Annotated in this window: 25 protein-coding genes; 20 read left to right on the top strand and 5 right to left on the bottom strand. The window is 69.5% G+C overall.

Annotation, left to right across the window (positions count from 1 at the left end; all coding sequences use genetic code 11):
- Nucleotides 1–285 precede the first annotated feature (285 nt).
- From P0D62_RS10760 to P0D62_RS10665, 20 genes are all read left to right on the top strand, one after another.
- The gene (locus P0D62_RS10760; protein ID WP_017883870.1) at nucleotides 286–1,068 is read left to right on the top strand and encodes a DNA cytosine methyltransferase; all 783 of its coding nucleotides are present in this window, start codon (nucleotides 286–288) and stop codon (nucleotides 1,066–1,068) included.
- 379 nt (nucleotides 1,069–1,447) lie between these two features.
- Entirely contained in the window at nucleotides 1,448–2,395 is a 948-nt protein-coding gene (locus P0D62_RS10755; protein ID WP_051066184.1) for a helix-turn-helix domain-containing protein, read from the top strand.
- A gap of 232 nt (nucleotides 2,396–2,627) precedes the next feature.
- The gene (locus P0D62_RS10750) at nucleotides 2,628–3,734 is read left to right on the top strand and encodes an ArdC-like ssDNA-binding domain-containing protein (RefSeq protein ID WP_017883872.1); all 1,107 of its coding nucleotides are present in this window, start codon (nucleotides 2,628–2,630) and stop codon (nucleotides 3,732–3,734) included.
- Nucleotides 3,734–4,639, top strand: coding sequence for a bifunctional DNA primase/polymerase (locus P0D62_RS10745; protein WP_029746569.1), 906 nt, complete (start codon nucleotides 3,734–3,736; stop codon nucleotides 4,637–4,639). Before P0D62_RS10750 ends, P0D62_RS10745 begins: the two co-directional genes overlap by 1 nt.
- Nucleotides 4,636–5,502, top strand: coding sequence for a DUF2637 domain-containing protein (locus P0D62_RS10740; protein WP_017883874.1), 867 nt, complete (start codon nucleotides 4,636–4,638; stop codon nucleotides 5,500–5,502). The genes P0D62_RS10745 and P0D62_RS10740 overlap by 4 nt, the downstream gene beginning before the upstream one ends.
- Nucleotides 5,475–5,951, top strand: a complete 477-nt coding sequence (locus tag P0D62_RS10735) for a hypothetical protein (RefSeq protein ID WP_024356146.1) — start codon at nucleotides 5,475–5,477, stop codon at nucleotides 5,949–5,951. The genes P0D62_RS10740 and P0D62_RS10735 overlap by 28 nt, the downstream gene beginning before the upstream one ends.
- A gap of 93 nt (nucleotides 5,952–6,044) precedes the next feature.
- On the top strand, nucleotides 6,045–6,923 hold the full coding sequence (locus P0D62_RS10730; RefSeq protein WP_024356147.1) for a hypothetical protein: 879 nt from the start codon (nucleotides 6,045–6,047) through the stop codon (nucleotides 6,921–6,923).
- Nucleotides 6,910–8,013: a ParB N-terminal domain-containing protein gene (locus tag P0D62_RS10725; RefSeq protein WP_017883877.1), complete on the top strand. Its 1,104-nt coding sequence runs from the start codon at nucleotides 6,910–6,912 to the stop codon at nucleotides 8,011–8,013. Before P0D62_RS10730 ends, P0D62_RS10725 begins: the two co-directional genes overlap by 14 nt.
- A gap of 87 nt (nucleotides 8,014–8,100) precedes the next feature.
- Nucleotides 8,101–8,763, top strand: a complete 663-nt coding sequence (locus P0D62_RS10720; protein ID WP_017883878.1) for a hypothetical protein — start codon at nucleotides 8,101–8,103, stop codon at nucleotides 8,761–8,763.
- A gap of 16 nt (nucleotides 8,764–8,779) precedes the next feature.
- A complete protein-coding gene (locus tag P0D62_RS10715; RefSeq protein WP_017883879.1) occupies nucleotides 8,780–9,949 on the top strand; it encodes a M23 family metallopeptidase in 1,170 nt (389 codons plus the stop codon).
- Nucleotides 9,946–10,212: a DUF6112 family protein gene (locus tag P0D62_RS10710; protein ID WP_017883880.1), complete on the top strand. Its 267-nt coding sequence runs from the start codon at nucleotides 9,946–9,948 to the stop codon at nucleotides 10,210–10,212. Before P0D62_RS10715 ends, P0D62_RS10710 begins: the two co-directional genes overlap by 4 nt.
- 83 nt (nucleotides 10,213–10,295) lie before the next feature.
- A complete protein-coding gene (locus P0D62_RS10705) occupies nucleotides 10,296–10,568 on the top strand; it encodes a DUF6112 family protein (protein WP_017883881.1) in 273 nt (90 codons plus the stop codon).
- A gap of 17 nt (nucleotides 10,569–10,585) precedes the next feature.
- Entirely contained in the window at nucleotides 10,586–11,908 is a 1,323-nt protein-coding gene (locus P0D62_RS10700; RefSeq protein WP_017883882.1) for a hypothetical protein, read from the top strand.
- Between the two features lie 3 nt (nucleotides 11,909–11,911).
- Nucleotides 11,912–13,375 carry an SCO6880 family protein gene (locus P0D62_RS10695; RefSeq protein ID WP_017883883.1) on the top strand — a complete coding sequence of 488 codons (1,464 nt, stop codon included), beginning with the start codon at nucleotides 11,912–11,914 and terminating at the stop codon, nucleotides 13,373–13,375.
- Between the two features lie 61 nt (nucleotides 13,376–13,436).
- Nucleotides 13,437–14,288, top strand: coding sequence for a hypothetical protein (locus P0D62_RS10690; protein ID WP_017883884.1), 852 nt, complete (start codon nucleotides 13,437–13,439; stop codon nucleotides 14,286–14,288).
- The gene (locus tag P0D62_RS10685) at nucleotides 14,285–15,769 is read left to right on the top strand and encodes an ATP-binding protein (RefSeq protein WP_031289979.1); all 1,485 of its coding nucleotides are present in this window, start codon (nucleotides 14,285–14,287) and stop codon (nucleotides 15,767–15,769) included. Before P0D62_RS10690 ends, P0D62_RS10685 begins: the two co-directional genes overlap by 4 nt.
- A 235-nt stretch (nucleotides 15,770–16,004) precedes the next feature.
- Nucleotides 16,005–16,364 (top strand): Cd(II)/Pb(II)-sensing metalloregulatory transcriptional regulator CmtR, encoded by a 360-nt coding sequence (gene cmtR, locus P0D62_RS10680; protein WP_017883886.1) that lies wholly within the window; start codon nucleotides 16,005–16,007, stop codon nucleotides 16,362–16,364.
- Nucleotides 16,361–18,268: a heavy metal translocating P-type ATPase gene (locus P0D62_RS10675; protein WP_275702585.1), complete on the top strand. Its 1,908-nt coding sequence runs from the start codon at nucleotides 16,361–16,363 to the stop codon at nucleotides 18,266–18,268. The genes cmtR and P0D62_RS10675 overlap by 4 nt, the downstream gene beginning before the upstream one ends.
- Nucleotides 18,265–18,819 (top strand): signal peptidase II, encoded by a 555-nt coding sequence (lspA, locus tag P0D62_RS10670; protein ID WP_275702570.1) that lies wholly within the window; start codon nucleotides 18,265–18,267, stop codon nucleotides 18,817–18,819. The genes P0D62_RS10675 and lspA overlap by 4 nt, the downstream gene beginning before the upstream one ends.
- Nucleotides 18,816–19,124 (top strand): hypothetical protein, encoded by a 309-nt coding sequence (locus tag P0D62_RS10665; protein ID WP_010157044.1) that lies wholly within the window; start codon nucleotides 18,816–18,818, stop codon nucleotides 19,122–19,124. The genes lspA and P0D62_RS10665 overlap by 4 nt, the downstream gene beginning before the upstream one ends.
- Before the next feature lie 146 nt (nucleotides 19,125–19,270).
- Here the strand turns inward: P0D62_RS10665 and P0D62_RS10660 are convergent, their stop codons facing one another.
- The 5 genes from P0D62_RS10660 to trxB are packed head-to-tail and all read right to left on the bottom strand — an operon-like array spanning nucleotide 19,271 to nucleotide 23,075.
- Entirely contained in the window at nucleotides 19,271–19,675 is a 405-nt protein-coding gene (locus tag P0D62_RS10660; protein WP_010157043.1) for an arsenate reductase ArsC, read from the bottom strand.
- 16 nt (nucleotides 19,676–19,691) lie between these two features.
- The gene (locus P0D62_RS10655; RefSeq protein ID WP_010157041.1) at nucleotides 19,692–20,696 is read right to left on the bottom strand and encodes a metalloregulator ArsR/SmtB family transcription factor; all 1,005 of its coding nucleotides are present in this window, start codon (nucleotides 20,694–20,696) and stop codon (nucleotides 19,692–19,694) included.
- The gene (arsB, locus tag P0D62_RS10650; protein ID WP_275702569.1) at nucleotides 20,693–21,781 is read right to left on the bottom strand and encodes an ACR3 family arsenite efflux transporter; all 1,089 of its coding nucleotides are present in this window, start codon (nucleotides 21,779–21,781) and stop codon (nucleotides 20,693–20,695) included. Before arsB ends, P0D62_RS10655 begins: the two co-directional genes overlap by 4 nt.
- A complete protein-coding gene (trxA, locus tag P0D62_RS10645; protein WP_275702568.1) occupies nucleotides 21,778–22,104 on the bottom strand; it encodes a thioredoxin in 327 nt (108 codons plus the stop codon). Before trxA ends, arsB begins: the two co-directional genes overlap by 4 nt.
- On the bottom strand, nucleotides 22,101–23,075 hold the full coding sequence (gene trxB / locus P0D62_RS10640; RefSeq protein WP_024356159.1) for a thioredoxin-disulfide reductase: 975 nt from the start codon (nucleotides 23,073–23,075) through the stop codon (nucleotides 22,101–22,103). Before trxB ends, trxA begins: the two co-directional genes overlap by 4 nt.
- Between the last annotated feature and the right edge of the window lie 25 nt (nucleotides 23,076–23,100).

Genomic DNA, 23,100 nt, shown 5'->3' with positions numbered 1-23,100 from the left:
TAGACAGCTACGGCGCAACGAGCAGATCGGCGCGAGCAGCGTGTGACTTCTGAGGCGAGTGATGCACGCGTCAAACCGCAGATGCAAGACGCGTGGAAGGTCAGGAACGAGACGTACGACGAGCTGATCGCCTGCGCCTCGGCGAGGTCAGGCTGGCGTGCGTCGGCGACGGAACTTGCGAGTGAGAGTTCCGAGCGTTCGAGGTGGGCGCGGGGTGCACCTTAGAGGTGACCATCCGGCAGCACTGGGCGTGCGGGCCGGGAGCACCGATCACCGGGAGCCCCGATGCGAGAAGACCCCGCCCCAAGCGCCGCGCTTCTCCGCGTCGGGTCGTTGTTCTCCGGCTACGGCGGTCTCGACCTCGCCGTCGAACATGCCCTCCACGCGCAGACGGTCTGGTTCTCCGAGATCAGTCCCGTGCAGCGCGTCTTCGCGCACCACTGGCCGGACGCGCCGAACCTCGGCGACATCACCACGATCAACTGGGCGGACGTGCCGCCGGTGGATATCCTCTGCGGCGGGTTCCCCTGTCAGGATGTCTCGACTGTCGGGAAGATGGCCGGCCTCACACCTGGCACCCGCTCCGGGCTCTGGTCGCACATGGCCGACGCGATCGACCGGTTGCGCCCCGAGTACGTCGTGATCGAGAACGTGCGCGGTCTGCTCTCCGCATCCGCCGTTCGTGCAACCCCCGAAGGAGTCTCCGATGCAACCCCTGACCCCGCAACCCTTCGCGATCTGGAACCCGGCCTCTGGGGTGTGGGAGACGAGCCAGCTCGACCTCTCCGGGCGCTCGGCGCCGTACTCGGAGACCTGGCCGACCTCCGGTACGACGCGCGCTGGATCGGCCTACCCGCTTCCCTCATCGGCGCACCGCATCCCCGGTTCCGCGTCTTCGTTCTCGCGCATCGCGCCGATTCTCTTTCGCACGCCGCTCGCCTCGGACGCTTCCCGCGGCGGGGAGAGCGGGAACAATCGCGCTCTCTCATCAGGTCATCGACCTCGCCTTGCACGGGCCGAATGGCTCGACCGAATGTCGGAACGAGTCGGAGAGTCTGTGGTCGCTGATAGATGGCATCTTCACCGCTGGGGACGATACGCCGACGCCATAGCCCGATGGGAGTACATCACAGGGAGTGCGGCTCCGAGCCCGGCACTCCTTCATGAGTCCGGCGGACCGAGACCGGCCCCGGCGTTCCTCGAATGGCTGATGGGACTTGAACGGGGCTGGGTTACGGGCCCGGCTTACGTACTGACCGCGAACCAACAGATAACCGCGCTCGGCAACGGCGTGCTCCCGCTCCAAGCGGCCGCGGCTCTCGAAGCCCTCCTGCGACAATGGGAGTAATTCGACGGAAGGAAGCCAGGTGTCCCGCTCAAGTCCTCTGACGCGCTCATGGGGAGCCCGCTCTCTGATCTGGCCGGGCTCACCATGAGCGCGTCAGCGATGAGTAGCGGGAACGATCGGCTTTCGCTGGCGAATCAGGACCTGGTGGCTACTGGTGGCTACCAGCCACTGCTCGCCCGCACCCGCACCTTTCACCGACCAGTCGGCCCCGAGACCTATGACTGCGTAAAGCTCGCCACCGTGCGCGACGGATCGGCAATCGTTTACAGCGAGTTTGGGGAGAAGCACGCGAAGGTCGGTGACGTGCTGCTGCTCGGCGCGAACGTGCTCTGCGGCGCGCAACCCGAGGGCCACGTCACCGTCACGGTGATCTATCTCGATCTCGATTTCATCCTGGATCAGTTCTTCTGGCAGTACATCGATATCGTCAAGGATCGCTTCGCGTCGCAGAGTGTCGCGGACACGATCTACACCGAGCCCGCACAGTTGATGGGGCTTGGTGAGGATCGGATCGGGATGCTGATGCCGTGGCTTGATGAGTTGGTCGCGCTCAGCGTCGACGGGCAGTACCGGGAACGATTCCACCGGATGCAGGCGCTCTGGCACGCGGTGATCGACCAGGTGTCCCCGTTCATCCACGTCTCGCCGACTCGCACTCTTCCGGCTCAGCGGGCGCGCACGCGCCCGTCGGTCCCGCGTGGGCGGCGGTTCGCACCGCTGCGGGCCGAGGCCCGTGCTGTGCGAGAGCTCCTGGCCTCTGATGTGCGCCGTGCATGGTTGCTCTCGGAACTATCAGGAGCGGTACACCTTTCCGAAAAGCAACTCGTCCGAGTGTTCACGAACGCTTACGGGAAGACGCCGCTGGCATATCTCACGATGCTCCGTGTTGAGGAGATGGCGCGGCTCCTTCGTGAGTCTGGAGTGTCGATTGCCGAGGCCGGCAACCTGGTTGGGTGGGTGAGTCGGAATCGTGCTGCGACGGCTTTTCGGGAATGCACTGGTCTCACTCCGGGCCGGTACCGGGCGATGCAAGAAAAATCGTTGTGACCAGCATTTAGACATTCTCTGCGCAGGGAATGGACGCAGTTCGCCCGACCGCGGGAACGAATCTCTCATGGGCTGCTATCGGTAGTCCTACGTCAGGTGCCGTTGGGTCCTGACGGCCAACCTACCTCTTACTGTTCGCTGACCGTCTCGACCCGCCGCCGGCATCCCCGGCGTACCTCGCTTGCACGGGCACCCCGTTCTCGGGCCGCCCCGATGACGAGAGGAGGCGGTCATGGCTGCGAGGAGAACCCCCGAAGAGGCGCGCGCCGCGCGGGAGGCGAAGCTCGACGAGGTGCGCGAGCAGCTGAACGCGCAGGTCGAGAAGCTGGTCACCGGTGAAGACTGGAAGCAGGCGCTGACGTTTGCGGCGAAGTTCCGGTCCCGCAGCGTGAACAACTCGTGGCTGATCTTCGCCCAGCATCAGGCCGCCTGGGAAGCCGGCCGGGTGCCCGAGCCGATGCCGACGTACGTGGCCGGGTTCCGGCAGTGGGAGCAGCTCGGCCGCCAGGTTCAGAAGGGGCAGAAGGGGTACGCGATTCTCGCGCCGGTGACCGGGAAGTTCGCGTCGAAGACTCCTGCTGGTCCGATGTCGTGGCGCAAGCTCGCCCCGAAAGAGCAGCCGAAGCCGGGCGAGGTCGTCAGGTCGCGGATGATCGGCGCGAAAGTCGCCTACGTCTTCGACATCTCTCAAACCAGCGGCCCGGATGTGCCGCTCCCGCCTTCGCCGCAGCTTCTCGAAGGCGAGGCCCCGGCGGGGCTTCGTGATGGGCTGATCCGGCAGGTTGCCGAGGCTGGGTTCCAGTTCTTGCCGGTGCCGCACGAGGGCATGATCCACGGCGCGAACGGCAGCACGAACTTCGACACTCGGCAGGTGGCGGTGCGGACGAATATGGACGATGCCGCCCAGGTGAAGACCCTCGTGCACGAGCTCGCGCACGTGAAGATGCACGGCCCCGACCAGGAGGAAGCCCGCCAGCATCGCGGGATCGGCGAAGTCGAAGCCGAGTCCGTCGCGCTCATGGTCGGGGCCGCGCACGGGATGGACACGACCGCCTTCACGATCCCGTATGTGTCGGGGTGGGCGATGGCCGCCGACGGGAAGAACCCGATCCAGGTGGTGCAGGCGACCGCGGAGCGGGTGCGGAAGGTCGCCGTCGAGATCCTGGATCGGCTCGACACCGAACAGCTTGGCGACGGCACCCCGCCGGGCCTCACCCGCGAGGGTCCCGAAGTCTCGGCGGCGAAGCAGGTCGAGCGTAAGCCGTCGGCCCGCTCGTCCGCGCGGAAGCCAGCTGCGGCACGGTCGGCGCGTTCCTCGTCGCTGGTGCGGGGGCTGTGATGGACGTCGAACAGCTCCTCGCGCCGGTCGCCCGCATGAGTCTCGCGGACGCCGCCCGCCACTATGTTTCGCTGGGGGTGCCGGTGTTTCCTTGTGTGCCGGGTGAGAAGCGGCCGCTCGTCGCGCATGGTTTCAAGGATGCCAGCACCGATCCCGCGCAGGTTGAGGCGTGGTGGCGGCGGTGGCCGGATGCGAACATCGGCATCCCGACCGGCCCCATCTCGGGGATCGAGGTTGTCGATGTCGATGTGAAGGGCGACCCGCCGCGCGGTCCCGCCTCTTGGCAGCAGGCCACCGAGGCGGGCCTGCTCGATGGGTGGGCGGTGCAGGTCGTCACCCCGTCGGGCGGGTTGCACGCCTATTATCCGGCAGCCGCCATCGAGCAGCGGTCGTGGGCGTCGGGGGCGGCGCAGCTCGATTTCCGAGGCACCGCTGGTTACATCGTCGCCCCGCCGTCGAGAACGATCATCGACGGCGAGACGGTCGCGTATCAGCTCCTCGACCTCGCCACTGGCGACGTGCATCCCGTCGACGCGGGCGCGCTGCGGGAGTTTCTGGACCCGAGGCCCGTGCGGTCGTCGTGGGAGGCGCGCCCGTTCCGCGGCACTGTGGAGGAGCGGGCGAAGCGGATCGCGGCATGGCTGGAAGGGCAAGGCGAAGGCGAACGGAACCAGGGCCTGTTCTGGGCGTCGTGCCGCCTCGCGGAGAACGGCGCCACATTGGCGGAAGCGTTTCAGGCGCTCGGGCCGGTTGCGGAAGGGATTGGCTTGCCGCCGCGGGAGATCGAGCGCACGATCCGCTCCGCCTACCGCACTCCGAACACCACCCCGGCAGCACCCGCACCTGCCACGGCGCGCCCGGTTGCGCAGCGTGCCCCAGTTGATCGAGGGCGGGTGCTCGCATGAACATGAGGAGGGAGCGCCGGGGTGGCTGGCTCGCCGTGGTGACGGCGGTGGCGGGGACGGTGTTGATCGCGTGCGGGGCGTTCTGGCTTTCCTTCATTGCGCTGGCCGATCTCGCCCGCCGCTCCGGGATCGAGGAGGGGCAGGCGTGGGCGTGGCCGCTGATCGTGGACGGCGTCATCGTCGTTGCGACCGTCGCCGTCGTCGCGCTCGCCGGCACCCGCACCGCCTGGTACCCCTGGATGCTGCTCATCGCTGGAGCTGGGTTGTCGGTGACGGCGAACTCGATCCACGCGATCGTCGCCGCCGATGCGGATGTGCCTGCGGTGCTCGCGGCGTCGGTTGCGGCAGTGCCACCGCTGGTGCTGCTCGCGATCACGCACCTCACCGTGATCCTCACCCGCCACCAACCCAAACCGGCCCCTGAGACGGCTGCTGAGGAAGCCGCGGAACTGCACGTCGAGGCCGCGGAGCGGCCGGGCGGGCCGGTGCCGGTGGCGTCGCTGGAACCGGCGCTCCGAGCGCCGGTGCTCGCTGCGGTGCTGGCGCCCGATGCGGAGCCCGGCGCCGAAGCGGGTGATCCGCCGATGCCAGAGCAGGGGCGGGATGGGTGGTCGCGGCGTGAGGTGGCGGAGGTGCTGCGGGCGGGCGGCTGGTCGAACAAGAAGATCGCCCGCTACCTCGACGTGCACCCCTCGACCGTCGGCCGCTGGCTCCCGCAACCCAGCCCCACGCCGGAAGCCGAGCCCGGCACCGAACAGCCAGTCATCGCTATGCCAACGACCGATGCAGCAGCCGCGACGGCTGCAGATGACCCCAGAGACGAGGAGGACCCGTCATGTACCACGAACACGGCCCCGAAGTAGCGGAGGCGGCGCGGTCGCGTCTGCATCCCGCGCTCGCTGCGGCGATGAACGCCGAACGAACCTCGCCGGGCGGGCCTGAGCAGGTGGAGGCGGAGCGGTCGATGCTCGCCGTACACCGCGACCCCTCCCTGACCGGGAGCGACCGCGCCGAGCGCGACACGGTAGAAGCCGAGCCGGATGCTGAGGCGAAGCGGCGGACGCAGATTCGGTGGGTGCGGCCGACCGAGCTGGCGATGCAGGGCGGCGCCCGCGCGACCGGGTGGGGGCTCGATCTGCGGGCCGAGCTCGCCCAGCGCCTCCGCGACGCCCGCGCCGACCGCAAGCAGGACCGCGCCGAACAGCGTGCGGTCCGGAGTGAGCGGGCATCGCGATTGCCCGATCTGTCGATCCGGGGCCGCAGACGCCAGACACGACCGGAGCCCGCGCGTTCGGGGATGGGGCTGAGGTGATCCGCCATGCACGAGTCAGCAGCCCGGTTCGCGCAGGACCTTCCCGGCCCCAGGCACGCGGGGCGCACCTGCCATGTAGGAGGTGCCGTCATCATGAACCAGACCCGCACGAAGAGCACCCCTGCCGCACGTCCCGAACGGGATGCGCGGTGGGGGTTCGAGCATTCCGAAGGGCTCCGCGCCCTGCTGATCCGCCTGCACGAGGAAGGCCGATGGGCGTGGCGGCACGACCCCGAAGTCGCAGCCCTCATGCGGCACGCGGCCGACAAGTACGCCGCGCTCGCGCGCCGGCACGGCCTCGACCCGTGGGAAGCGGCCGCCGCGGCGTTCGACGCGATGCGCACCGGCGCCGTGAGGCGCGCCGACGACCCCTGGGCCGTCATCACCCGCGCAGTGAAAGTGACCTGCATCGCCGAGGAACGCGCGAACGGGCTGCTGTGCTCCGTGCATCAGGCGCGGCGACCGAAGTTCTCCACCCACCACGACGCAGAGCGCTTCTCGGACCGGGAGAACCCGCTGACCGACTACCACCACAGCCTCACAATCCCCGCCCCCGACCTCATCGAGGAACCCGAGCACGACGAGACCCCCGCCCGGGTGGGGCAGGCCGTCGAAGACGCGGTCGCGCTGTTCCATCTGCTCGGCTGGCCGGTCGAGGCTGCACGGGGCGGGATCGAGTACATCATCACCCGGCTCGCAGAATCAGCGTCGCGGGCTTCCGCGTTCGAGTCGCTGCGCCGCGACTACCACGCCCGCGCCCTCCTCGACATCCCCGCCGCCTCGTGGCTTGCGATGCTGCGGGTGGCGCTGGGGACGCCGGACCCGAACCAGGCGCACACCAGCGCCGCACGCGGCATCCTGCACCGCCTGGTCACCGGCGAACCCCTCCGCGCGCTCCTCGCCGACGACCGGGTGCTGTCGGAGGTGGTGCTGTCCACCCCAGACGGAGGTGGCTGCCATGGCTGCCAGTAGCCCGGGGCATATCGAGCTGGAACGCTCCCTCGACTCCATCACCGTCGGGAAGCGCCACCGCACCGACCTCGGCGACATTCCGGCGCTCGCCGAGTCCATCCGTGCAGAGGGCCTGTTGCAGCCGATCACCGTCACCCCGGACGGGGTGCTCGTCTGCGGGCGCCGCCGCCTCGAAGCGCTGCGCCTGCTCGGGCAGCGCTCCACGAACGTGTGGGTGCGGTCGAACCTCTCCGGCCGCCTCTCCCAGCTCCTCGCGGAACAGAACGACAACTCGCTGCACAAACCCCTCTCCCTGATCGAAGCCGAATCCCTCTACCGGGAGCTGAAGGTCGTGCTCGCCGAAGACGCCGCCCGCCGGCAGGCCGCAACACGGTTCGGAGCCGACGGCGAGAATCCGCAGGATTCTGCGGAAGTCCACGGTGCCGTCGAATCGACGGCACCGCGCTCCGCCGGGGAAGCCCGGGTGCAGGCCGCCCGCATGGTCACCGGGCACGGATCGCAGACGATGCTCGAACAAATCGGCAGATTGAAGGATCTCGCAAACGACGACACCCGACCCGAGCACATCCGCGCCCAGGCCGTCGAGGAGCTGGCGCGGATCGAGGCCGGCGGGAAAGTGCACGGCGCGCACCTGCGCATGAACACCGCCCTCTCCCTGCACGAGCTCGACCGGATCGCCGTCAACCCCGCCCAGCCGGACCCCGTGCGCATGCAGGCCGCCGCCTCTGCCGAGCAAGTGCGTGCCGCAGCCGCCAGGGAGGCACGGACGGCGGAGCTCGCGCAGCTCGCCGCTGCGGCGATCGCCCGCATCACCTCCACGGGTCGCAAGAAGGGCAAGAAGCCGGTACGGCCGGTGGAGCGTCCGAAGCTGACGCTCGTGGTGCTGCCGCCGCGCGCGTTCGTCGCGCTCTGGGCCGACATGGACGGCTGGACCCAGAAATACGACCCGGGCACCCTCGCCGCGGAACTGACCGGGGCGGAGTGGGAGCGCGCCGAAGCCGTGCTCGCCGAGACCATCGCGTTCTTCGCCCTCATCCGCGCCGCCCGCGAAAACGCTGCGGCGGGCAGCACGGAGGTGCAGGCCGTCTAAACCTGCCTGCCGGCGGCTACGAGCCGCCGGCTGTGCGTGTGCACCTTCCGGGTACCGAACTCGCCCGTTCGCCGGAAGGAAGCCCGTATGCGTCAGACCACCGAGCCGGAGCAGGCGTCGCGGCGCCTGCGCATCGCCCTCATCGGCGGCGGCATCGTCCTCGCCCTGCTCGTCGGCGCCGGCATCTATGGCCTGCTGCGCGGCCCCGCCCCCGAATCATCACCCGGCCCCCGCGTCTCGGCGTCCGAGACGCCTGGTGCTGACCGGGATCTCTCGCCGCGCGAGCTCTCGGCCGTCTCAGACGCGGAACGGTTTGCGCGGGACGTAGCCGAGGGGCTGTTCGCGTGGGATACCGGCCTCGGCTACAGCCCGCACGAGTACATGCAGGCGATCATCGATGTCGCGGACCCGGACGAAGCACCAGGCCTCGCCGCAGACCTCCGCGCCTACCTCCCAGACGATGCCGCCTGGGCCGAACTGCGGAACTACTCGACCCGGCAATGGCTCACCATCGACACGATCACCTTTCCCGAGAGCTGGGCGGGCATCGCCGCCGACGCCCGCCCCGGCACGCTCCTGCCGGGTGCGACCGCGTACACAGTCACCGGCACCCGGCACCGGACCGGCGTCTGGGAAGGGCAGGGCGTTACCGATGCGCGCCCGGTGTCGTTCACGATCTTCGCCGCCTGCCCGGACGACGAGGACTGCCGGCTGCTGCGGCTCTCCGCTCTCGACACCCCGCTCCGATAGCGAGGACGGCTCGGTGATGGTGAAGAAGCTGCTCGTCCTGTTCTTGGTGCTGTTCTGCGTCGGACCGTCGACCGCGCTGGTCGGCATGGGAGCGTTCATGGGCCCGTTAGGGTTCTGCCTCACGGATTCCCTGACGGTCGGCCCGATCCCGGACAAGCTCGCCGCGACCACTGCCGATGGCACCTCGGTTACGCTCGAGAAGCGGCAGCTCACCCACGCGGCGACGATCATCACCACCGGGGCGAGCATCCCCGGCGTCGGCCAGGCGGGTGTGCGCATCGCGCTCATGGCGGCGCTCACCGAGTCCCGGCTGCGGATGCTCGCCAACACCGGCGCCTACCCCGAATCCGGGAACTACCCGAACGACGGCGACGCCTCCGATCACGACAGCCTGGGGTTGTTCCAGATGCGGCCGGCCGCGGGCTGGGGTACGGTCGCTGAGCTTATGAACCCGACCTATCAGGCGAAGGCGTTCTACGGTGGTGAGCAGGGCCCGAACTTCCCCTCGCCGCGGGGCCTGCTCGACATTCCCGGCTGGCAGCAGATGGACCCAGGCTCCGCCGCGCAAGCCGTCGAAGTGTCGGCGTTCCCGGATCGGTACCGGAACTGGCAGCCCGTCGCCGAAGCGATCCTCACCGCCCTCACCAAGCCCGCCCCCAGCGGCGGCGGGAACCGTGGCGGGGCGGTGCCGGAGACCAGCCGCGTCGTGTTCCCGCTTCCCGAGGGCTCGTACACGAACACGGATAGCTTCGGCTGGCGCACCGACCCCTTCACCGGCGAGCGGCAGTTTCACTCCGGCTCCGACCTCGCCGCCGCCGACGGCACCCCGATCTACGCGGTCGCCGACGGCCGCGTGACCGTCGCGGAGTTCAGCTCCGGATGGGGCGGCCTCATCGTCATCGAACACACCGTCCAAGGCGCCCGGGTCGCGTCCTATTACGCGCACATGTGGCAGGACGGCATCTACGTCACCAGCGGGGAGACCGTCGCGGCCGGGCAGCACATCGGCGATGTCGGCTCCTCCGGCCGCTCCACCGGCCCGCACCTGCACGTCGAGATCCGGCCCGGCGGGCAGGGCCAGCCCCCGGTGAACGCAGTCGAGTGGCTGGCGCAGCACGGCGCAGTCCCGAGTGACGGCACGACGGGCGCGCCCGGGTGTCGCGCGAACCTTGGAGGTGCCCGGTGAACGTGTTTCCCGACTTCGGCGCCGTCGGCGCATCCGGGGAGTTCGCGTCGGTGATCGGCGCGCTCCTCACCTACGTCCTCATCGGCGCCGTGCTCACCCTCCTCGTCTCCGCAACCATCTGGGCCATCGCCGCCCACACCGGCAACCCCTACACGGCGCAGAAAGCCCGCATCGGCGTGTTCGTCGCCCTCGGCACCGCAGCCCTCGCCGGCGCCGGCATCGCCTGGGCGAACTTTCTCCTCACCATCGGCGACCGCATCTAAGGGTTCGGCCACCGGGCCTGCTGAGTGCACCTGCTTGTCGGACGGATCGCGTCCGCTTCACCGACCGGCAGGAGTGCCCAACCATGATCGATATCGACCCGAACAGCAACGGGCTTCCGGGGATCGCGCAACTGCGCGACATCGTCGGCGCGGTGATGACCGTCGGCCTCATCCTCAGCGTGCTGGCGCTCATCGTGTCCGCGATCGTCTGGGGCTTCGGCGCGAATAGCAGCAACCCGCACCTCGCGTCGAGGGGAAAGACGGGCGTGCTCGTGTCGTGCGGTGCGGCGGTGCTCGCTGGTGCGGCCGTCACGCTCATCAACTTCTTCTGGACCGTCGGCCAGGCCGTCAACTAGCCGGGTGGTGGTTCAGGGTGAGTATCTGCGACATCCCCGGCGTCTCCACCGTCTGCACCGCGATCGGCGAGGGCCCCGCCGGCCTCTTCTTCGGGTGGATCGCCTCCGCGATGGGGCTCGCCGTGTCCACCCTGTTCCAGGGCATGTGGGACGTGTTCTCCACCACCACCTCGGTCGACGTCACCAGCGACGGATACGTGAAGGTCTACAACATCCTGTTCGGCATCGCCGTGTTCGTGACGCTCCTGTTCTTCTGCTTCCAGCTCATCACCGGCCTCGCCCGCCGCGACCCGTCCGCACTCACCCGCGCCGCGCTCGGGGTCGCGAAATCGGTGCTCGGCTCGTTCGTGCTCATCACCTGCACCGCCCTGCTGCTCGAAATCACCGATCAGCTCTGCGTCGGCATCATCCAGGCCACCGGGCAGACGATCGAGAGCATGGACGACCGGCTCGCGCTCCTCATCACCGCGGTCACCATCACCTCGGTTGCTGGGGGTGCGGGGGCGCTGCTGACGATCTTTCTCGCGGGCCTCATGATCGCCGCGATCTTCATCCTCTGGTTCAGCCTCCTCATCCGGAAGGCCTTGCTGCTGGTCGCGATCGTGTTCGGCCCGGTCGCGCTCGCCGGCCTCACCTGGGAAGCGTCCCGCGGCTGGTTCGGGAAGTGGGCGACGTTCGTGGTCGCGCTGATCGCGTCGAAGCTCGTGATCGTGGTGATCTTCCTCATCGCCACCACCCAGGTCGCCGCACCCATCAGCCTCGACCTGAAATCCCTGTCCGAACCCATCGCCGGGATCGTGCTGCTGTTCGTCGCCGCGTTCGCCCCGTACCTGGCGTACAAGTTCCTGAGCTTCGTGGGCTTCGACATGTATCAGGCGTCCTCGATGGAGCAGGAGGCGAAGAACGCCCTCAACCGGCCCGTCCCGCTCCCGTCGAAGCCGAACGGCCCCGCCCCGAAGCAAGTGCTCAACGGCGCAGACACCGGCAAGGGCGCCGGAACGCCGAAGCCCACACCCACCCCAGCACCAGCGGCGGCGCCTGCCGCGGCCGGCACCGCAGCCCCGGCTGCCACCGGAGGCACGGCCGCACCGGCCGCCCCGGCTGCGGCTGCTGCGCCGCCGGTCGCGGCGGCCGTCGCCGCAGGAGTCGTCGTGAAAGAGACCGCGACCGCGGGCCCGAAGATCGGCGAGGCCATCGGTGACGCAGCGGACGGGCACGCGGGTAGTGCGTCCGAGCCGGCGGCTCCGCCGCCTGGGCCGCCGGTGCAGCAGCCGCCCGCGGTGCTCCCGCCGCCCTCGCCGCCAAGGACCGATCCGCCCGCCCCGACCGGGAAGCAGTAACCCATGAGCGCGAACACCTCCGAAGCGTCGCTCGAGCTGCGTCCGGTGCAGTTCTCTCGCCTCACCAAGCGCGGCCTGCTCCTCGGCCTCTCCCTGCCACAGCTTCTCGTCCTCGCGACCGCGCTCGGCATCATCGTCACCGGCCTCTACACGGGCGGCGGACAGGGCCTTGCCTGGTCGTCGCCGGCGTGGGCATCCCTGGTGGTGATCGCGTGGGTGCCCGTCGGCGGGCGGAAGCTGATCGAGTGGGCGCCGATCGTCACCCGCTGGCTCCTCCGCACCCGCGCGAAGCAAACCCAGTATCGGCGCAGGGTGGTGAAGCCGCGCCCGGCGGGCACGCTCGCGCTCCCCGGCGACCTCGCCGCGCTCCGGGAATGGGTGGACCCCGAGACGGGGGCGGCGATGATCCACGACCCGCACGCCCAGACCCTCACCGTCGTGTGCGGGGTGGCGCATCCCGCGTTCGTGCTTCTCGACCCCGGCGAGCAGCAGCGCCGTGTCACCGGCTGGGGTCGCGTCCTTGCGGCCGCGTGCCGGTCCGGGAGGATCGCCCGCATCCAGGTGCAAGAGCGCACCCTGCCCGATTCCGGGTCGGGGCTGACCGAGTGGTGGCGCGAACACGGCCACGACGACGGCTCCTGGGCGGCGAACACCTACCGGGAGCTCATCGAACGGGCGGGCCCCGCCGGGGAACGCCACGCCACCACCGTGTCGCTCTCCCTTGACATGCGAGCCGCTACCCGGCAGATCCGTTCCGCGGGCGGCGGCATGAAGGGAGCGGCGGTGGTGCTCGGGCAGGAGATGCAGTCGTTCCAGACCGCGCTGCGCTCCGCCGAGCTGCAGATGACGGGATGGCTCACCCCGGGTGATGTCGCCCTGATCCTCCGCACCGCCTATGACCCCGCCGCCGGCCCCGCCTTGGAACGTCACGGCGCGCTCGGCCGGGAGCTCGCGACCGCGGGCCCGGTTGCGGTGAACGAGGCCTGGGACCGGCTGCGCTCCGACAGCGCGCACCACGCGGTGCTGTGGATCAGCGAATGGCCGAGGGCGCAGACCTTCCCCGGGTTCCTCGCCCCGCTCGTGCTGACCGGCGGGGTGCTGCGCTCCTTGTCGCTGCACTATCTGCCGGTGCGGGCGGATCAGGCCGCCAGGGATTTGCGGCGGAAGAAGACCGAGATGGTCGCCGACGCCGCCCAGCGCCGGAAGATCGGCCAGGTCGAAGACACCCAGGCCACCGCCGAATACGGCGACGTGCTGCAACAAGAATCTGAGCTGACCGCGGGGCACGGGGTGCTCCGCGTCGTCGGCCTCGTCTCCGTCTCCGCACCCACCAATGGGGAACTGGATGCCGCGGTATCGCAGATCGAGCAGGCCGCGATCCAGGCGTCCTGCGAAACCCGCCGCCTGGTCGGCCAGCAGGCGCAGGCCTTCACCGCGGCCGCGCTCCCGCTCTGCCGCCCCATCTGAACCAGCGGCGAACCTTCGCGCACCTGGCATACGAATCATCTTCACGATTGGAGCATCGGACATGCTGACCTTCACCGATCCCGTCGCTGACGCGGAGGAAGCCTATGAGGCGATGCGGGCGCTCGCGCACGCCAGCCGCACCTTCGAGCAGCCGGAGGACATGTACGGGGTGCTCGGCGATCTCCTCGGCAGCGTCCGATCCCTCGAACAAGTCCTCACCCAGATCGCCACCGCCCACGAGAGCTCGCGCGACCGCGCCGCCGACGACGCCGGAGACCGCGCCACGGGCGTCCGCGATGCACTCACGACCGCCGGGGAGCTGCGGCAGGCGGCGGCGCTCATCGGTGAGGCGGAACGACGCCTCGATGCGGCATCCGCGGCGGCGGGCCGGATCGCCTGGCACCCCGCCGCAGAAATGCCGGAAGTCGGGCATCTGATCAACGTGGTCTTCCTGCAAGGCGGCGAAGCCGACCGGCTCCTCGACCTCATCGACCAGGGCGGCGCCGATGCCGTGATCCAGGAACTCGCGGGCTACGACTACGGTGACGAGACCGTGGATGCCGCGCTCGAGAACGGGTACGTCTACGACACGCCGCCGCAAGGCCTCCTCGACTGCACTGCCCAGTTGGACGCCTACACGCTGGTCTACAACCAGGATCACCGGCACCTCGCCCTCTACCGGCACATGGACGTCCTCCCGTCCCCGGTGCTGCTCGGCCTCGAAGACCCCCGCCACGCCGCCACCACTACCGAATCGCCGTCGTCTGCGATCGCCGCCCCGTCTGGGGTGCGGGCGGGGCCGATCCTCGCGCGCGAGGCCGCGCGGGAGCAGTCGCGGCGAGACCGCCTCGGCACCCCGGCCATCCGCCGCGAGCAGCCCGGCAGGCAGACGGGGCGGGGGCTCGGCCGATGAGCGACGACACCGATCCGGGACGTCTGCATACCTCGGTGCTCGTCGGGCCCGAAGGAGAGCTCCGCCGGCACCGGAAAGCCCGCGCCCAGGCCGCCGCCCGCATCCACGCCGAAGCCCGCGCCGAAACTGTGGCGAAGTTGCGGGCGGAGGCGGCAGCAGCACGCGAAGCCCGCCGTGCCACTCGCTACCTGCCTCGTGCCGGAGAGGAGGGACCGGCGGCGTTGTGCACGCCGGGCCGGTTCCGGCTCCCGCGCCACCAGGACACCTCGGCCACGCTGTCGGGGCATTACCCGTTCCTCGCCGAAGGCGGGCTCGGCTCCGCCGGCACCTTCATCGGACAAGACCTCTACTCCGGCGGATCTTTCGTGTACGACCCGTGGGAGCTGTACCGGCAAGGCGTCATCACCGCCCCGAACCTGATCCTCGCCGGGATCGTCGGAAGCGGGAAGTCGTCGCTTGCGAAAGCGCTCTACACGAGGGCGCTCCCGTTCGGGCGGCGCGTCTACGTTCCCGGCGACCCGAAAGGCGAGCACACCCCCGTCGCCCGCGCCGTCGGGGGCCGCGCGATCGTCCTCGGCCCCTCGCTCCCGACCCGTTTGAACCCGCTCGATGAGGGATACCGGGCCGCGGGCATCCCGGACGCCGACTGGGCTACACAGGTCGCAGCCCGCCGCCGGGATCTCATCGGCGCCCTCGCGGAGACCGTGCTCGACCGGCGGCTCTCTCCGGTCGAGCACACCGCGATCGATATCGCTCTCGCAGACGCCGTCAGATCAGCGGAGGTGCCGATCCTACCGATGGTCGTCGACCGCATCCTCTCGCCCTCATCGGCGGACGATCCCGACGGCCGGCTCGCAGAAGACGGGCGGATGCTCGGGCACGCGCTCCGACGGCTGGTCGCCGGGGATCTCAGCGGCTTGTTCGATGGGCCGTCGACGGAGAAGTTCGACCCGACGCTGCCGATGCTCTCCCTCGACCTGTCCCGCGTCTCGGAGAACAGCGCCCTGCTCGCCGTGCTCATGACCTGCTCTGCGGCGTGGATGGAATCAGCGCTCCAAGACCCGTCCGGCGGTCAGCGCTTCGTCGTCTACGACGAAGCCTGGCGCCTCATGTCCTACCCAAGCTTGCTTGCCCGCATGGATGCGCAATGGCGGCTCGCCCGCCACTACGGCATCAGCAACCTGCTCATCTTCCACAAGCTCACCGACTTGGAGAACGTCGGCGACCAAGGCTCCAGAATGCGCGCCCTCGCATCGTCGCTGCTCGCGAACGCCGAAACGAGGATCGTGTACCGGCAAGAGAGCGATCAGCTCGGCGTCACCGCACAAACCCTCGGACTCACCGGAACCGAACGCTCACTTCTCCCTGGGCTCGGCATCGGGCAGGGCCTCTGGAAGATCAAAGACCGCAGCTTCGTCGTGCAAGCGCAGTTACACCCCGCCGAACTGGAACTCTTCGACACCCGCGCCCGAATGCTCTAAAAAACCTAGATGTTCCGGTGAATATTGACGGTTTTGGCGGGAACTTCCGCCCGTGCCGTCGTTTTGGTGTGGGTGCGGGTGGATGTTCGAGGAACTGCCTCCTCTGCGACTGTACCGCGCCCGCCGGTGCGGGTGTCGTGAGGGCTCCGCGGGGGCGGGAGTGCCGCTGCTGGGTCGCGGGTGCATGGTTCGCCATCATCGACAATAGTTCAGTGCTTGCTGTATAGTTCAGTGCATGCTGACTATTGCTTCGCGTCTCGACGTCATGAACCGGCTGGGCCGGGCCATGGCGGACCCGACGCGCTCCCGGATCCTGATGACCCTGCTGGACGGCCCGAGCTACCCGGCCGTGCTCTCGCGCGAGTTGGAGCTGACGCGCTCCAACGTGTCGAACCATCTGACCTGTCTTCGCGACTGCGGGATCGTAGTCGCCGAGCCCGAGGGTCGGCAGACGCGCTACGAGATCGCCGACCCGCACCTCGCGGCGGCGCTCACGGCGCTGGTGGACGTGACGCTGGCCGTGGACGAGCACGCGCCGTGCATGGACGCCGAGTGCACGGTGCCGGGCTGCTGTGGGACGGGAGCGGGCGCGTGAGCGCGGCGTGCGGCTGCGACGAGCCGGAGACCCGGGTCGGCGAGGAGGCCGAGGAGGCGAAGCGCCCCTGGTGGCGGGACCGCGGGATCATGGTCCCGGTCTTCTCCGGCGTGGCCTTCCTGATCGGCCTCGTCCTGGAGTGGTCCGGGCTCGAGTTCCCGGCGCTGGTGGCGTTCTGGATCGGCCTGTTACTAGGCGCGTCGACGTTCACCCCCGGCGCGATCCGGAAGCTGTTCAAGGGCAAGCTCGGCATCGGCCTGCTGATGACGATCAGCGCGGTCGGCGCGGTGATCCTCGGGTATGTCGAGGAGGCCGCCGCCCTGGCGTTCCTGTACTCGATCGCTGAGGCGCTGGAGGACAAGGCCATGGACCGTGCCCGCGGCGGGCTGCGGGCGCTGCTCAAGCTCGTCCCGGAGACCGCGACCATCCGCCGCGACGGAGCATCGGTCGAGGTCCCGGCGAAGGACCTGGCTGTCGGTCAGCTGATGCTGGTGCGGCCGGGTGAGCGGATCGCGACCGACGGCATCGTCCGCACGGGATGCTCTAGCCTGGATACGTCCGCGATCACGGGGGAGTCGATTCCGGTCGAGGTCGAGCCCGGCGACGCCGTCTCCGCGGGCGCGATCAACACCGCTGGGGCGCTCGAGGTCGAGACGACCGCGGCGGGCACCGACAACTCGCTGACCACGATCGTCGACCTGGTGGAGAAGGCTCAGGCGGAGAAGGGCGACCGCGCTCGCCTCGCCGACCGCATCGCCCGCCCCCTCGTTCCCGGCGTGCTCATCCTCGCCGCCCTGGTGGCGGTGATCGGGTCGTTGTTCGGCGACCCGGAGCTGTGGATCACCCGCGCCCTCGTCGTGCTGGTCGCGGCGTCGCCGTGTGCGCTGGCGATCTCGGTCCCGTTGACGGTGGTGGCTGCGATCGGGTCGGCGAGCAAGTTCGGCGTGATCATCAAGTCCGGCGCGGCCTTCGAGCGCTTCGGCGTGATCCGCCACGTCGCCGTCGACAAGACCGGCACCCTGACCCGCAACGAGCCCGCCGTCACCGCAGTCCTCACCGCCGACGGCATCACCGAGGAACAGGCGCTGGCGTGGGCGGCCGCGCTGGAGCAGCACAGCACCCACCCCCTCGCCGCCGCGATCACCGCCGCTGCGCCGGGCACTCCCGCCGCCGAGGGCGTGACCGAGCAGGCCGGGCACGGCATCGAAGGCGAGCTCGATGGCGCGCGGATCACGGTCGGCAGTCCCCGCTGGCTCGACGCCGGGACCCTCGACGACCGGGTCGCGGGCCTGGAGGAGCAGGGCATGACGGTCGTCATCGTCCACCGCGACAGCACGCCGGTCGCCGCGATTGGCGTCCGCGACGAGCTGCGCCCCGAGGTCCCCGAGGTCGTCCGCACCCTCGCTGCACAGGGCGTCGGGGTCACCATGCTCACCGGCGACAACGCTCGCACCGCCCGCGCCCTCGCCGCCCAAGCCGGGATCGGCGACGTGCGTGCCGAGCTGCGCCCGGAGGACAAGGCCGCCGCGATCGCAGAACTCGGCGAGAAGGGGCCTGTGGCGATGATCGGCGACGGCATCAACGACGCTCCCGCCCTCGCCGCCGCGGACATCGGCATCGCGATGGGCGCGTCGGGTTCGGATGCGGCGATCGAGTCGGCCGACGTCGCGTTCACCGGCCACGACCTGAGACTGCTGCCGCGTGCGTTCGATCACGCCCGTCGGGGACGGCACATCATCAACCAGAACATCATCCTGTCGCTGCTGATCATCACCGCACTGCTCCCGTTGGCACTGTTCGGTGTCCTGGGTCTCGCCGCGGTGGTGCTCGTGCACGAGATCGCAGAGGTCATCGTGATCCTCAACGGCCTGCGCGCAGCCCGAACTCGGAAGAGCGCCGCGTGACCCCGCAGGACGCCGTTGTCGTCGAGTCGACGGGCGGAGCATCCACGAGGAGCAGGCGGGCGCTCGGCCTCACGCTCGTCGTCGCCGTGCTCGCCCTCGTCGTAGACCAGGGCTCGAAAGCCCTCGCCGTAGCGCAGCTGACGCAGGGCGAGCGGATCCCGCTGGTCGGCGACCTGTTCGGCCTGTCCCTGGTCTACAACCCCGGAGCCGCGTTCTCGCTCGGCTCCGGGTCCACCTGGATCTTCACCCTCGTCGGCCTCCTCGCCAGCATCGCGGTAGTTGTGTTCGCTGTGCGGCTGCGTGGCGCGCGGTGGGGTGCCGCGTTGGGCCTGGTCCTCGGCGGCGCGGTCGGCAACCTCGTCGACCGGCTCCTGAACCCGCCCTCCTTCGGACAGGGGCAGGTCACGGACTTCCTCGCCTACGGCGACCTGTTCGTCGGGAACGTCGCCGATGTCTTCGTCGTCGCCGGTGTCGGCCTGCTCTGCCTGATCCTTCTCCCGCCAGGCCCGGACCGGGCGTCGAACGACGCGCGATTCGAGGATGCCGCATGAAGGTCGAGCTGCTGCACATTGTCGGTTGCCCGAACACGGACGTGGCCGAAGCCAACGCGCGCGCAGCACTGGACGCTCTTGGATTCAGGGCCGTGCCTGTCGAGCTGGTCACGATCCGGACCGAGGCCGAGGCGGTAAGCACCCGGTTCGGAGGCTCGCCCACGATCCTCGTCGACGGCGTCGACCTGTTCCCGACAGCACCGGTCCGCTCGCTCGCGTGCCGCGTCTATGCGACGAGGAACGGGTTCGCCGGAGCGCCTACGCAGGAGCAGATCGAAGCAGCGCTGCGAGGCGCGTCCCGGTAGAGCAAGAACGGGCTGTAGCGCGATCGATGGCGCACGCCTCACGGCACATCGGTGTTCGCCGCAGGGACCAGGAAACCCGGAAACACAGCGGAGAGGCAGGGCCATTGGCCGCTGCCCCTCCCGTGCTCGCAGTCCCTCGCAGTCCCTCAGACGAGCAGTTCCGCCAGCAGCGTTTCGACGCGACCTTTGATCTCGTCCCGGATCGGGCGCACGGCATCGATGCCCTGTCCGGCCGGGTCGTCGAGCTTCCAGTCCTCGTAGCGCTTGCCGGGGAAGAACGGGCACGCGTCGCCGCAGCCCATGGTGATCACCACGTCGGAGTCCTGCACCGCTTCGGTGGTGAGCACTTTCGGCTGTTCGGCGGTGATGTCGATGCCGACTTCGCGCATCGCCTCGACGGCGACGGAGTTGATCTGGTCGGCGGGTATGGATCCGGCGGAGCGGACCTCGACGCGGTCGCCTGCGAGCTCGCGGAGCCAGCCGGCGGCCATCTGGGAGCGCCCGGCGTTGTGGACGCAGACGAAGAGGACGGAAGGCTTCTGGTCAGTCATTGTTGTTCGCTTTCGTTCAGTCGGTGAGCGTGGCGAGGAGCTCGCGGACGCGGCCCTCGATATCGTGGCGGATCGCGTCGACCCCGTCCGGGGAAGCGAGAGCCGGGTCGCCCACGGCCCAGTCCTCGTAGCGGACGCCGGGGATGATCGGGCAGACGTCGCCGCAGCCCATGGTGACCACCACGTCGGCCGCGCGCACGGCGTCGTCGGTGAGCGGCTTCGGGAACGCCGTCTCGGCTTCCTGCTCGCCCTCGATCTCCGTGAGCAGGGAGCGCACGTGCGGGTGCATGTCCGAGGCAGGGGCGGAGCCTGCTGAGCGGGCGATCACGGCACCGCCTGCGAGCTGGTTGACGATCGCGGCGGCGAGCTGGGAGCGGCCCGCGTTCTGCACGCACACAAACAGCACCTGCGGCACCCCGGCCGAGCGGTCCCTGGCCAGGTCGGCGAGGCGCTGCCGGGCGAACCGTTCGGTCAGCGGGATCATGTGCGCCGTCAGCTTCGCTGAACGCACCAGGCCGGCGTAGGACTCGCGCACGATCGCGATCACGAGGTCCCGGTTCAGCCCGGTGAGCTCGTCCGCGAGCTCTTCGGCGAGGCGGGTCACGCGGGCGTCCATCTGCTGCAGGGCCTCGGCCCGTGCTGCGGCGTCTTCGGGTTCGTCGGTGACGGCCGCGGCGGGAGCGAACGCGTCGAGGAGGGACGCGACGGCGCGCTGCTTGCCCGGCGCGATGCGGTACCAGACCCAGGTGCCGCGCCGCTCGGAGGCCAGCATCCCGGTCTCCTTGAGCACCTTCAGGTGGTGCGAGACCGTCGGCTGGGAGACCTCTGCCAGCTCGGCGAGGTCGCACACGCAGGACTCGCCGCGCGGGTCGGCCGCGATCGCGGAGAGCATCCGCAGCCGCAGCGGGTCCGCCAGCGCCTTCAGAGCACTGGCGACCGTGCTCGCCGCCTCCGCGCCGATTGCGTGGGTCGTCGACGGCGAGCATGCCTCGGCGTCGGGGATGGTGGCAGCGTCGGTCATGACGTCCTCGATTCAGCGGTATACGGATCCGTGCGGAACCAGGCTCTGGCGGCCCAGAGGGAGACGTAGACGAGGCCGACGAGCACAGGGACCTCGATGAGCGGACCCACGACGCCGGCCAGCGCCTGGCCGGAGGCGGCCCCGAAGGTCCCGATGGCGACGGCGATCGCGAGCTCGAAGTTGTTGCCCGCCGCGGTGAACGCCAGCGTCGTCGACCGCGCGTAGCCGAGGCCGATGCCCTTGCCGAGCAGCAGCCCCGCGAACCACATCAGGCCGAAGTAGACCAGCAGCGGCAGCGCGATGCGCGCCACGTCGAGAGGCTTCGCCAGCACCGCGTTGCCCTGCAGTGCGAACAGCAGCACGATCGTGAACAGCAGCCCGTAGAGCGCCCATGGGCCGATCTTCGGGAGGAACTTCTCTTCGTACCAGTCGCGCCCCTTGCGCTTCTCGCCGATGAAGCGGGAGGCGAAGCCCGCGATGAGCGGGATGCCGAGGAACACGAGCACGTTCAATGCGATCTGCCAGACCGAAATCTCCAGCCCTTGTGTATCCAGCCCCAGCCAGCCCGGCAGCAAGGTCAGGTAGAACCAGCCCAGCACTGAGAACATGACGACTTGGAACACCGAGTTGATCGCGACCAGCACCGCAGTCGCCTCACGGTCACCGCACGCGAGATCGTTCCAGATGACCACCATGGCGATGCAGCGGGCGAGACCCACGATGATCAGGCCGGTGCGGTACTCGGGCAGATCGGGCAGGAAGATCCACGCGAGAGCGAACATGACCGCAGGGCCGACGAGCCAGTTCAGCACGAGCGAGGAGACCAGGAGCTTCTTGTCTCCGGTGACGGCGGCGACCTTGTCGTAGCGAACCTTCGCGAGCACCGGGTACATCATCACCAGCAGGCCCAGCCCGATCGGTATCGAGATCCCGCCGATCTCCATCGCCGAGAGCGCGTCGGAGAGCGCCGGCACGAACCGGCCGAGCAGGAGCCCTGCGACCATCGCGAGGCCGATCCACAGCGGCAGCCACTTGTCGAGGGTGGAGAGCCGTTTCGGGGTGGTGCGGGTCAGGGTGTTGGTCATGCGAGCAGCTCCTCGATCTTCGCGATGTAGACGGGTTTCGGGTGCGCGCCGATCAGCACGTCGACACGTTCCCCGTTCCGGTAGAAGCCGAGGGTCGGGATCGAGGTCACGCCGGCCGCGGTCACGGTCTCGGGGTTCTGGTCGGCGTCGATCTTCACGATCTTCACCCGGCCCTCGTACTCGCCGGCGAGCTGGTCCAGGATCGGGGCGATCGCCCTGCACGGGCCGCACCAGGTCGCCCAGATGTCGACCACGACGGGCAGCTCGGACTCGAGCACCTCGGCCTGGAAGGTGGCGTCGGTGACGGGGGTGACGGTGCTCATACGGAGACCTCCAGAACAGGCTCGGAAACGGTGGCGGGTGCGAGGTGCGACAGGTAGTGCTGGGCGTCCTGCGCGGCCGCGCAGCCGGTGCCCGCGGCGGTGATCGCCTGCCGATACGTGTGGTCGACGAGATCCCCGGCCGCGAACACCCCGGCCAGATTCGTCCGCGTCGACGGGTGCGCGACCCGCACGTACCCGTCCGCGTCGGTGTCGACCTGCCCAGTCACGAGCTCGGAGCGCGGGTCGTGCCCGATCGCGACGAACACCCCCGTCGCGTCGAGCCTCCGCTCGGCCCCGGTGATCGTGTCGCGCAGCGTGAGCCCGGTGACCTGCTCGTCGCCGAGGATCGCGGCGACCTCGCTGTTCCAGGCGACCTCGATCTTCGGATCGTCCAGCACGCGCTGTGCCATGATTCTCGACGCTCGGAACTCGTCCCGGCGGTGCACGACGGTGACTTTCGATGCGAACCGGGTGAGGAACAGCGCCTCCTCCATCGCGGAATCCCCGCCACCGATCACGGCGATCTCCTTGTCGCGGAAGAAGAACCCGTCGCAGGTCGCGCACCAGGACACTCCGTGCCCCGACAGGCGCTCTTCCTCGGGGAGGCCGAGCTTGCGGTACGCGGAACCCATCGTCAGGATCACCGCCCGCGCCCGGTACGTCATCCCGGCACCCGTCTCGAGGGTCTTCACGTCGCCGTCGAGCTCGAGGCGAATCGCGTCGTCGTAGACGATCCGAGCGCCGAACCGCTCAGCCTGCGCCCGCATCGACTCCATCAGCTCCGGCCCCTGCACGCCATCGACGAAGCCGGGGAAGTTCTCCACCTCGGTCGTCGTCATCAGCGCACCGCCCGCGGTGACCGAGCCCGCGATCACGTTCGGCGCAAGACCCGCGCGGGCCGCGTAGACCGCCGCGGTGTATCCGGCGGGACCGGACCCGACGATGACCAGTTCGACTTCTTGATTCGACATACTTCTATATTGACATCTATCGAAT

The organism is Tessaracoccus caeni (assembly GCF_029211185.1).
Classification (GTDB): domain Bacteria; phylum Actinomycetota; class Actinomycetes; order Propionibacteriales; family Propionibacteriaceae; genus Arachnia; species Arachnia caeni.
The sequence above is the reverse complement of the archived record's forward strand: the minus strand, read 5'-3'. Positions and strand labels throughout refer to the sequence as shown.

What these genes read in the sequence shown, in the direction of transcription:
- P0D62_RS10760 (WP_017883870.1), top strand. Translation starts at nt 286, where the DNA reads ATGCGAGAAGACCCCGCCCCAAGCGCCGCGCTTCTCCGCGTCGGGTCG.
- P0D62_RS10755 (WP_051066184.1), top strand. Translation starts at nt 1,448, where the DNA reads ATGAGTAGCGGGAACGATCGGCTTTCGCTGGCGAATCAGGACCTGGTG.
- P0D62_RS10750 (WP_017883872.1), top strand. Translation starts at nt 2,628, where the DNA reads ATGGCTGCGAGGAGAACCCCCGAAGAGGCGCGCGCCGCGCGGGAGGCG.
- P0D62_RS10745 (WP_029746569.1), top strand. Translation starts at nt 3,734, where the DNA reads ATGGACGTCGAACAGCTCCTCGCGCCGGTCGCCCGCATGAGTCTCGCG.
- P0D62_RS10740 (WP_017883874.1), top strand. Translation starts at nt 4,636, where the DNA reads ATGAACATGAGGAGGGAGCGCCGGGGTGGCTGGCTCGCCGTGGTGACG.
- P0D62_RS10735 (WP_024356146.1), top strand. Translation starts at nt 5,475, where the DNA reads ATGTACCACGAACACGGCCCCGAAGTAGCGGAGGCGGCGCGGTCGCGT.
- P0D62_RS10730 (WP_024356147.1), top strand. Translation starts at nt 6,045, where the DNA reads ATGAACCAGACCCGCACGAAGAGCACCCCTGCCGCACGTCCCGAACGG.
- P0D62_RS10725 (WP_017883877.1), top strand. Translation starts at nt 6,910, where the DNA reads ATGGCTGCCAGTAGCCCGGGGCATATCGAGCTGGAACGCTCCCTCGAC.
- P0D62_RS10720 (WP_017883878.1), top strand. Translation starts at nt 8,101, where the DNA reads ATGCGTCAGACCACCGAGCCGGAGCAGGCGTCGCGGCGCCTGCGCATC.
- P0D62_RS10715 (WP_017883879.1), top strand. Translation starts at nt 8,780, where the DNA reads ATGGTGAAGAAGCTGCTCGTCCTGTTCTTGGTGCTGTTCTGCGTCGGA.
- P0D62_RS10705 (WP_017883881.1), top strand. Translation starts at nt 10,296, where the DNA reads ATGATCGATATCGACCCGAACAGCAACGGGCTTCCGGGGATCGCGCAA.
- P0D62_RS10695 (WP_017883883.1), top strand. Translation starts at nt 11,912, where the DNA reads ATGAGCGCGAACACCTCCGAAGCGTCGCTCGAGCTGCGTCCGGTGCAG.
- P0D62_RS10690 (WP_017883884.1), top strand. Translation starts at nt 13,437, where the DNA reads ATGCTGACCTTCACCGATCCCGTCGCTGACGCGGAGGAAGCCTATGAG.
- P0D62_RS10685 (WP_031289979.1), top strand. Translation starts at nt 14,285, where the DNA reads ATGAGCGACGACACCGATCCGGGACGTCTGCATACCTCGGTGCTCGTC.
- cmtR (WP_017883886.1), top strand. Translation starts at nt 16,005, where the DNA reads ATGCTGACTATTGCTTCGCGTCTCGACGTCATGAACCGGCTGGGCCGG.
- P0D62_RS10665 (WP_010157044.1), top strand. Translation starts at nt 18,816, where the DNA reads ATGAAGGTCGAGCTGCTGCACATTGTCGGTTGCCCGAACACGGACGTG.
- P0D62_RS10660 (WP_010157043.1), bottom strand. Translation starts at nt 19,675, where the DNA reads ATGACTGACCAGAAGCCTTCCGTCCTCTTCGTCTGCGTCCACAACGCC.
- P0D62_RS10655 (WP_010157041.1), bottom strand. Translation starts at nt 20,696, where the DNA reads ATGACCGACGCTGCCACCATCCCCGACGCCGAGGCATGCTCGCCGTCG.
- arsB (WP_275702569.1), bottom strand. Translation starts at nt 21,781, where the DNA reads ATGACCAACACCCTGACCCGCACCACCCCGAAACGGCTCTCCACCCTC.
- trxA (WP_275702568.1), bottom strand. Translation starts at nt 22,104, where the DNA reads ATGAGCACCGTCACCCCCGTCACCGACGCCACCTTCCAGGCCGAGGTG.
- trxB (WP_024356159.1), bottom strand. Translation starts at nt 23,075, where the DNA reads ATGTCGAATCAAGAAGTCGAACTGGTCATCGTCGGGTCCGGTCCCGCC.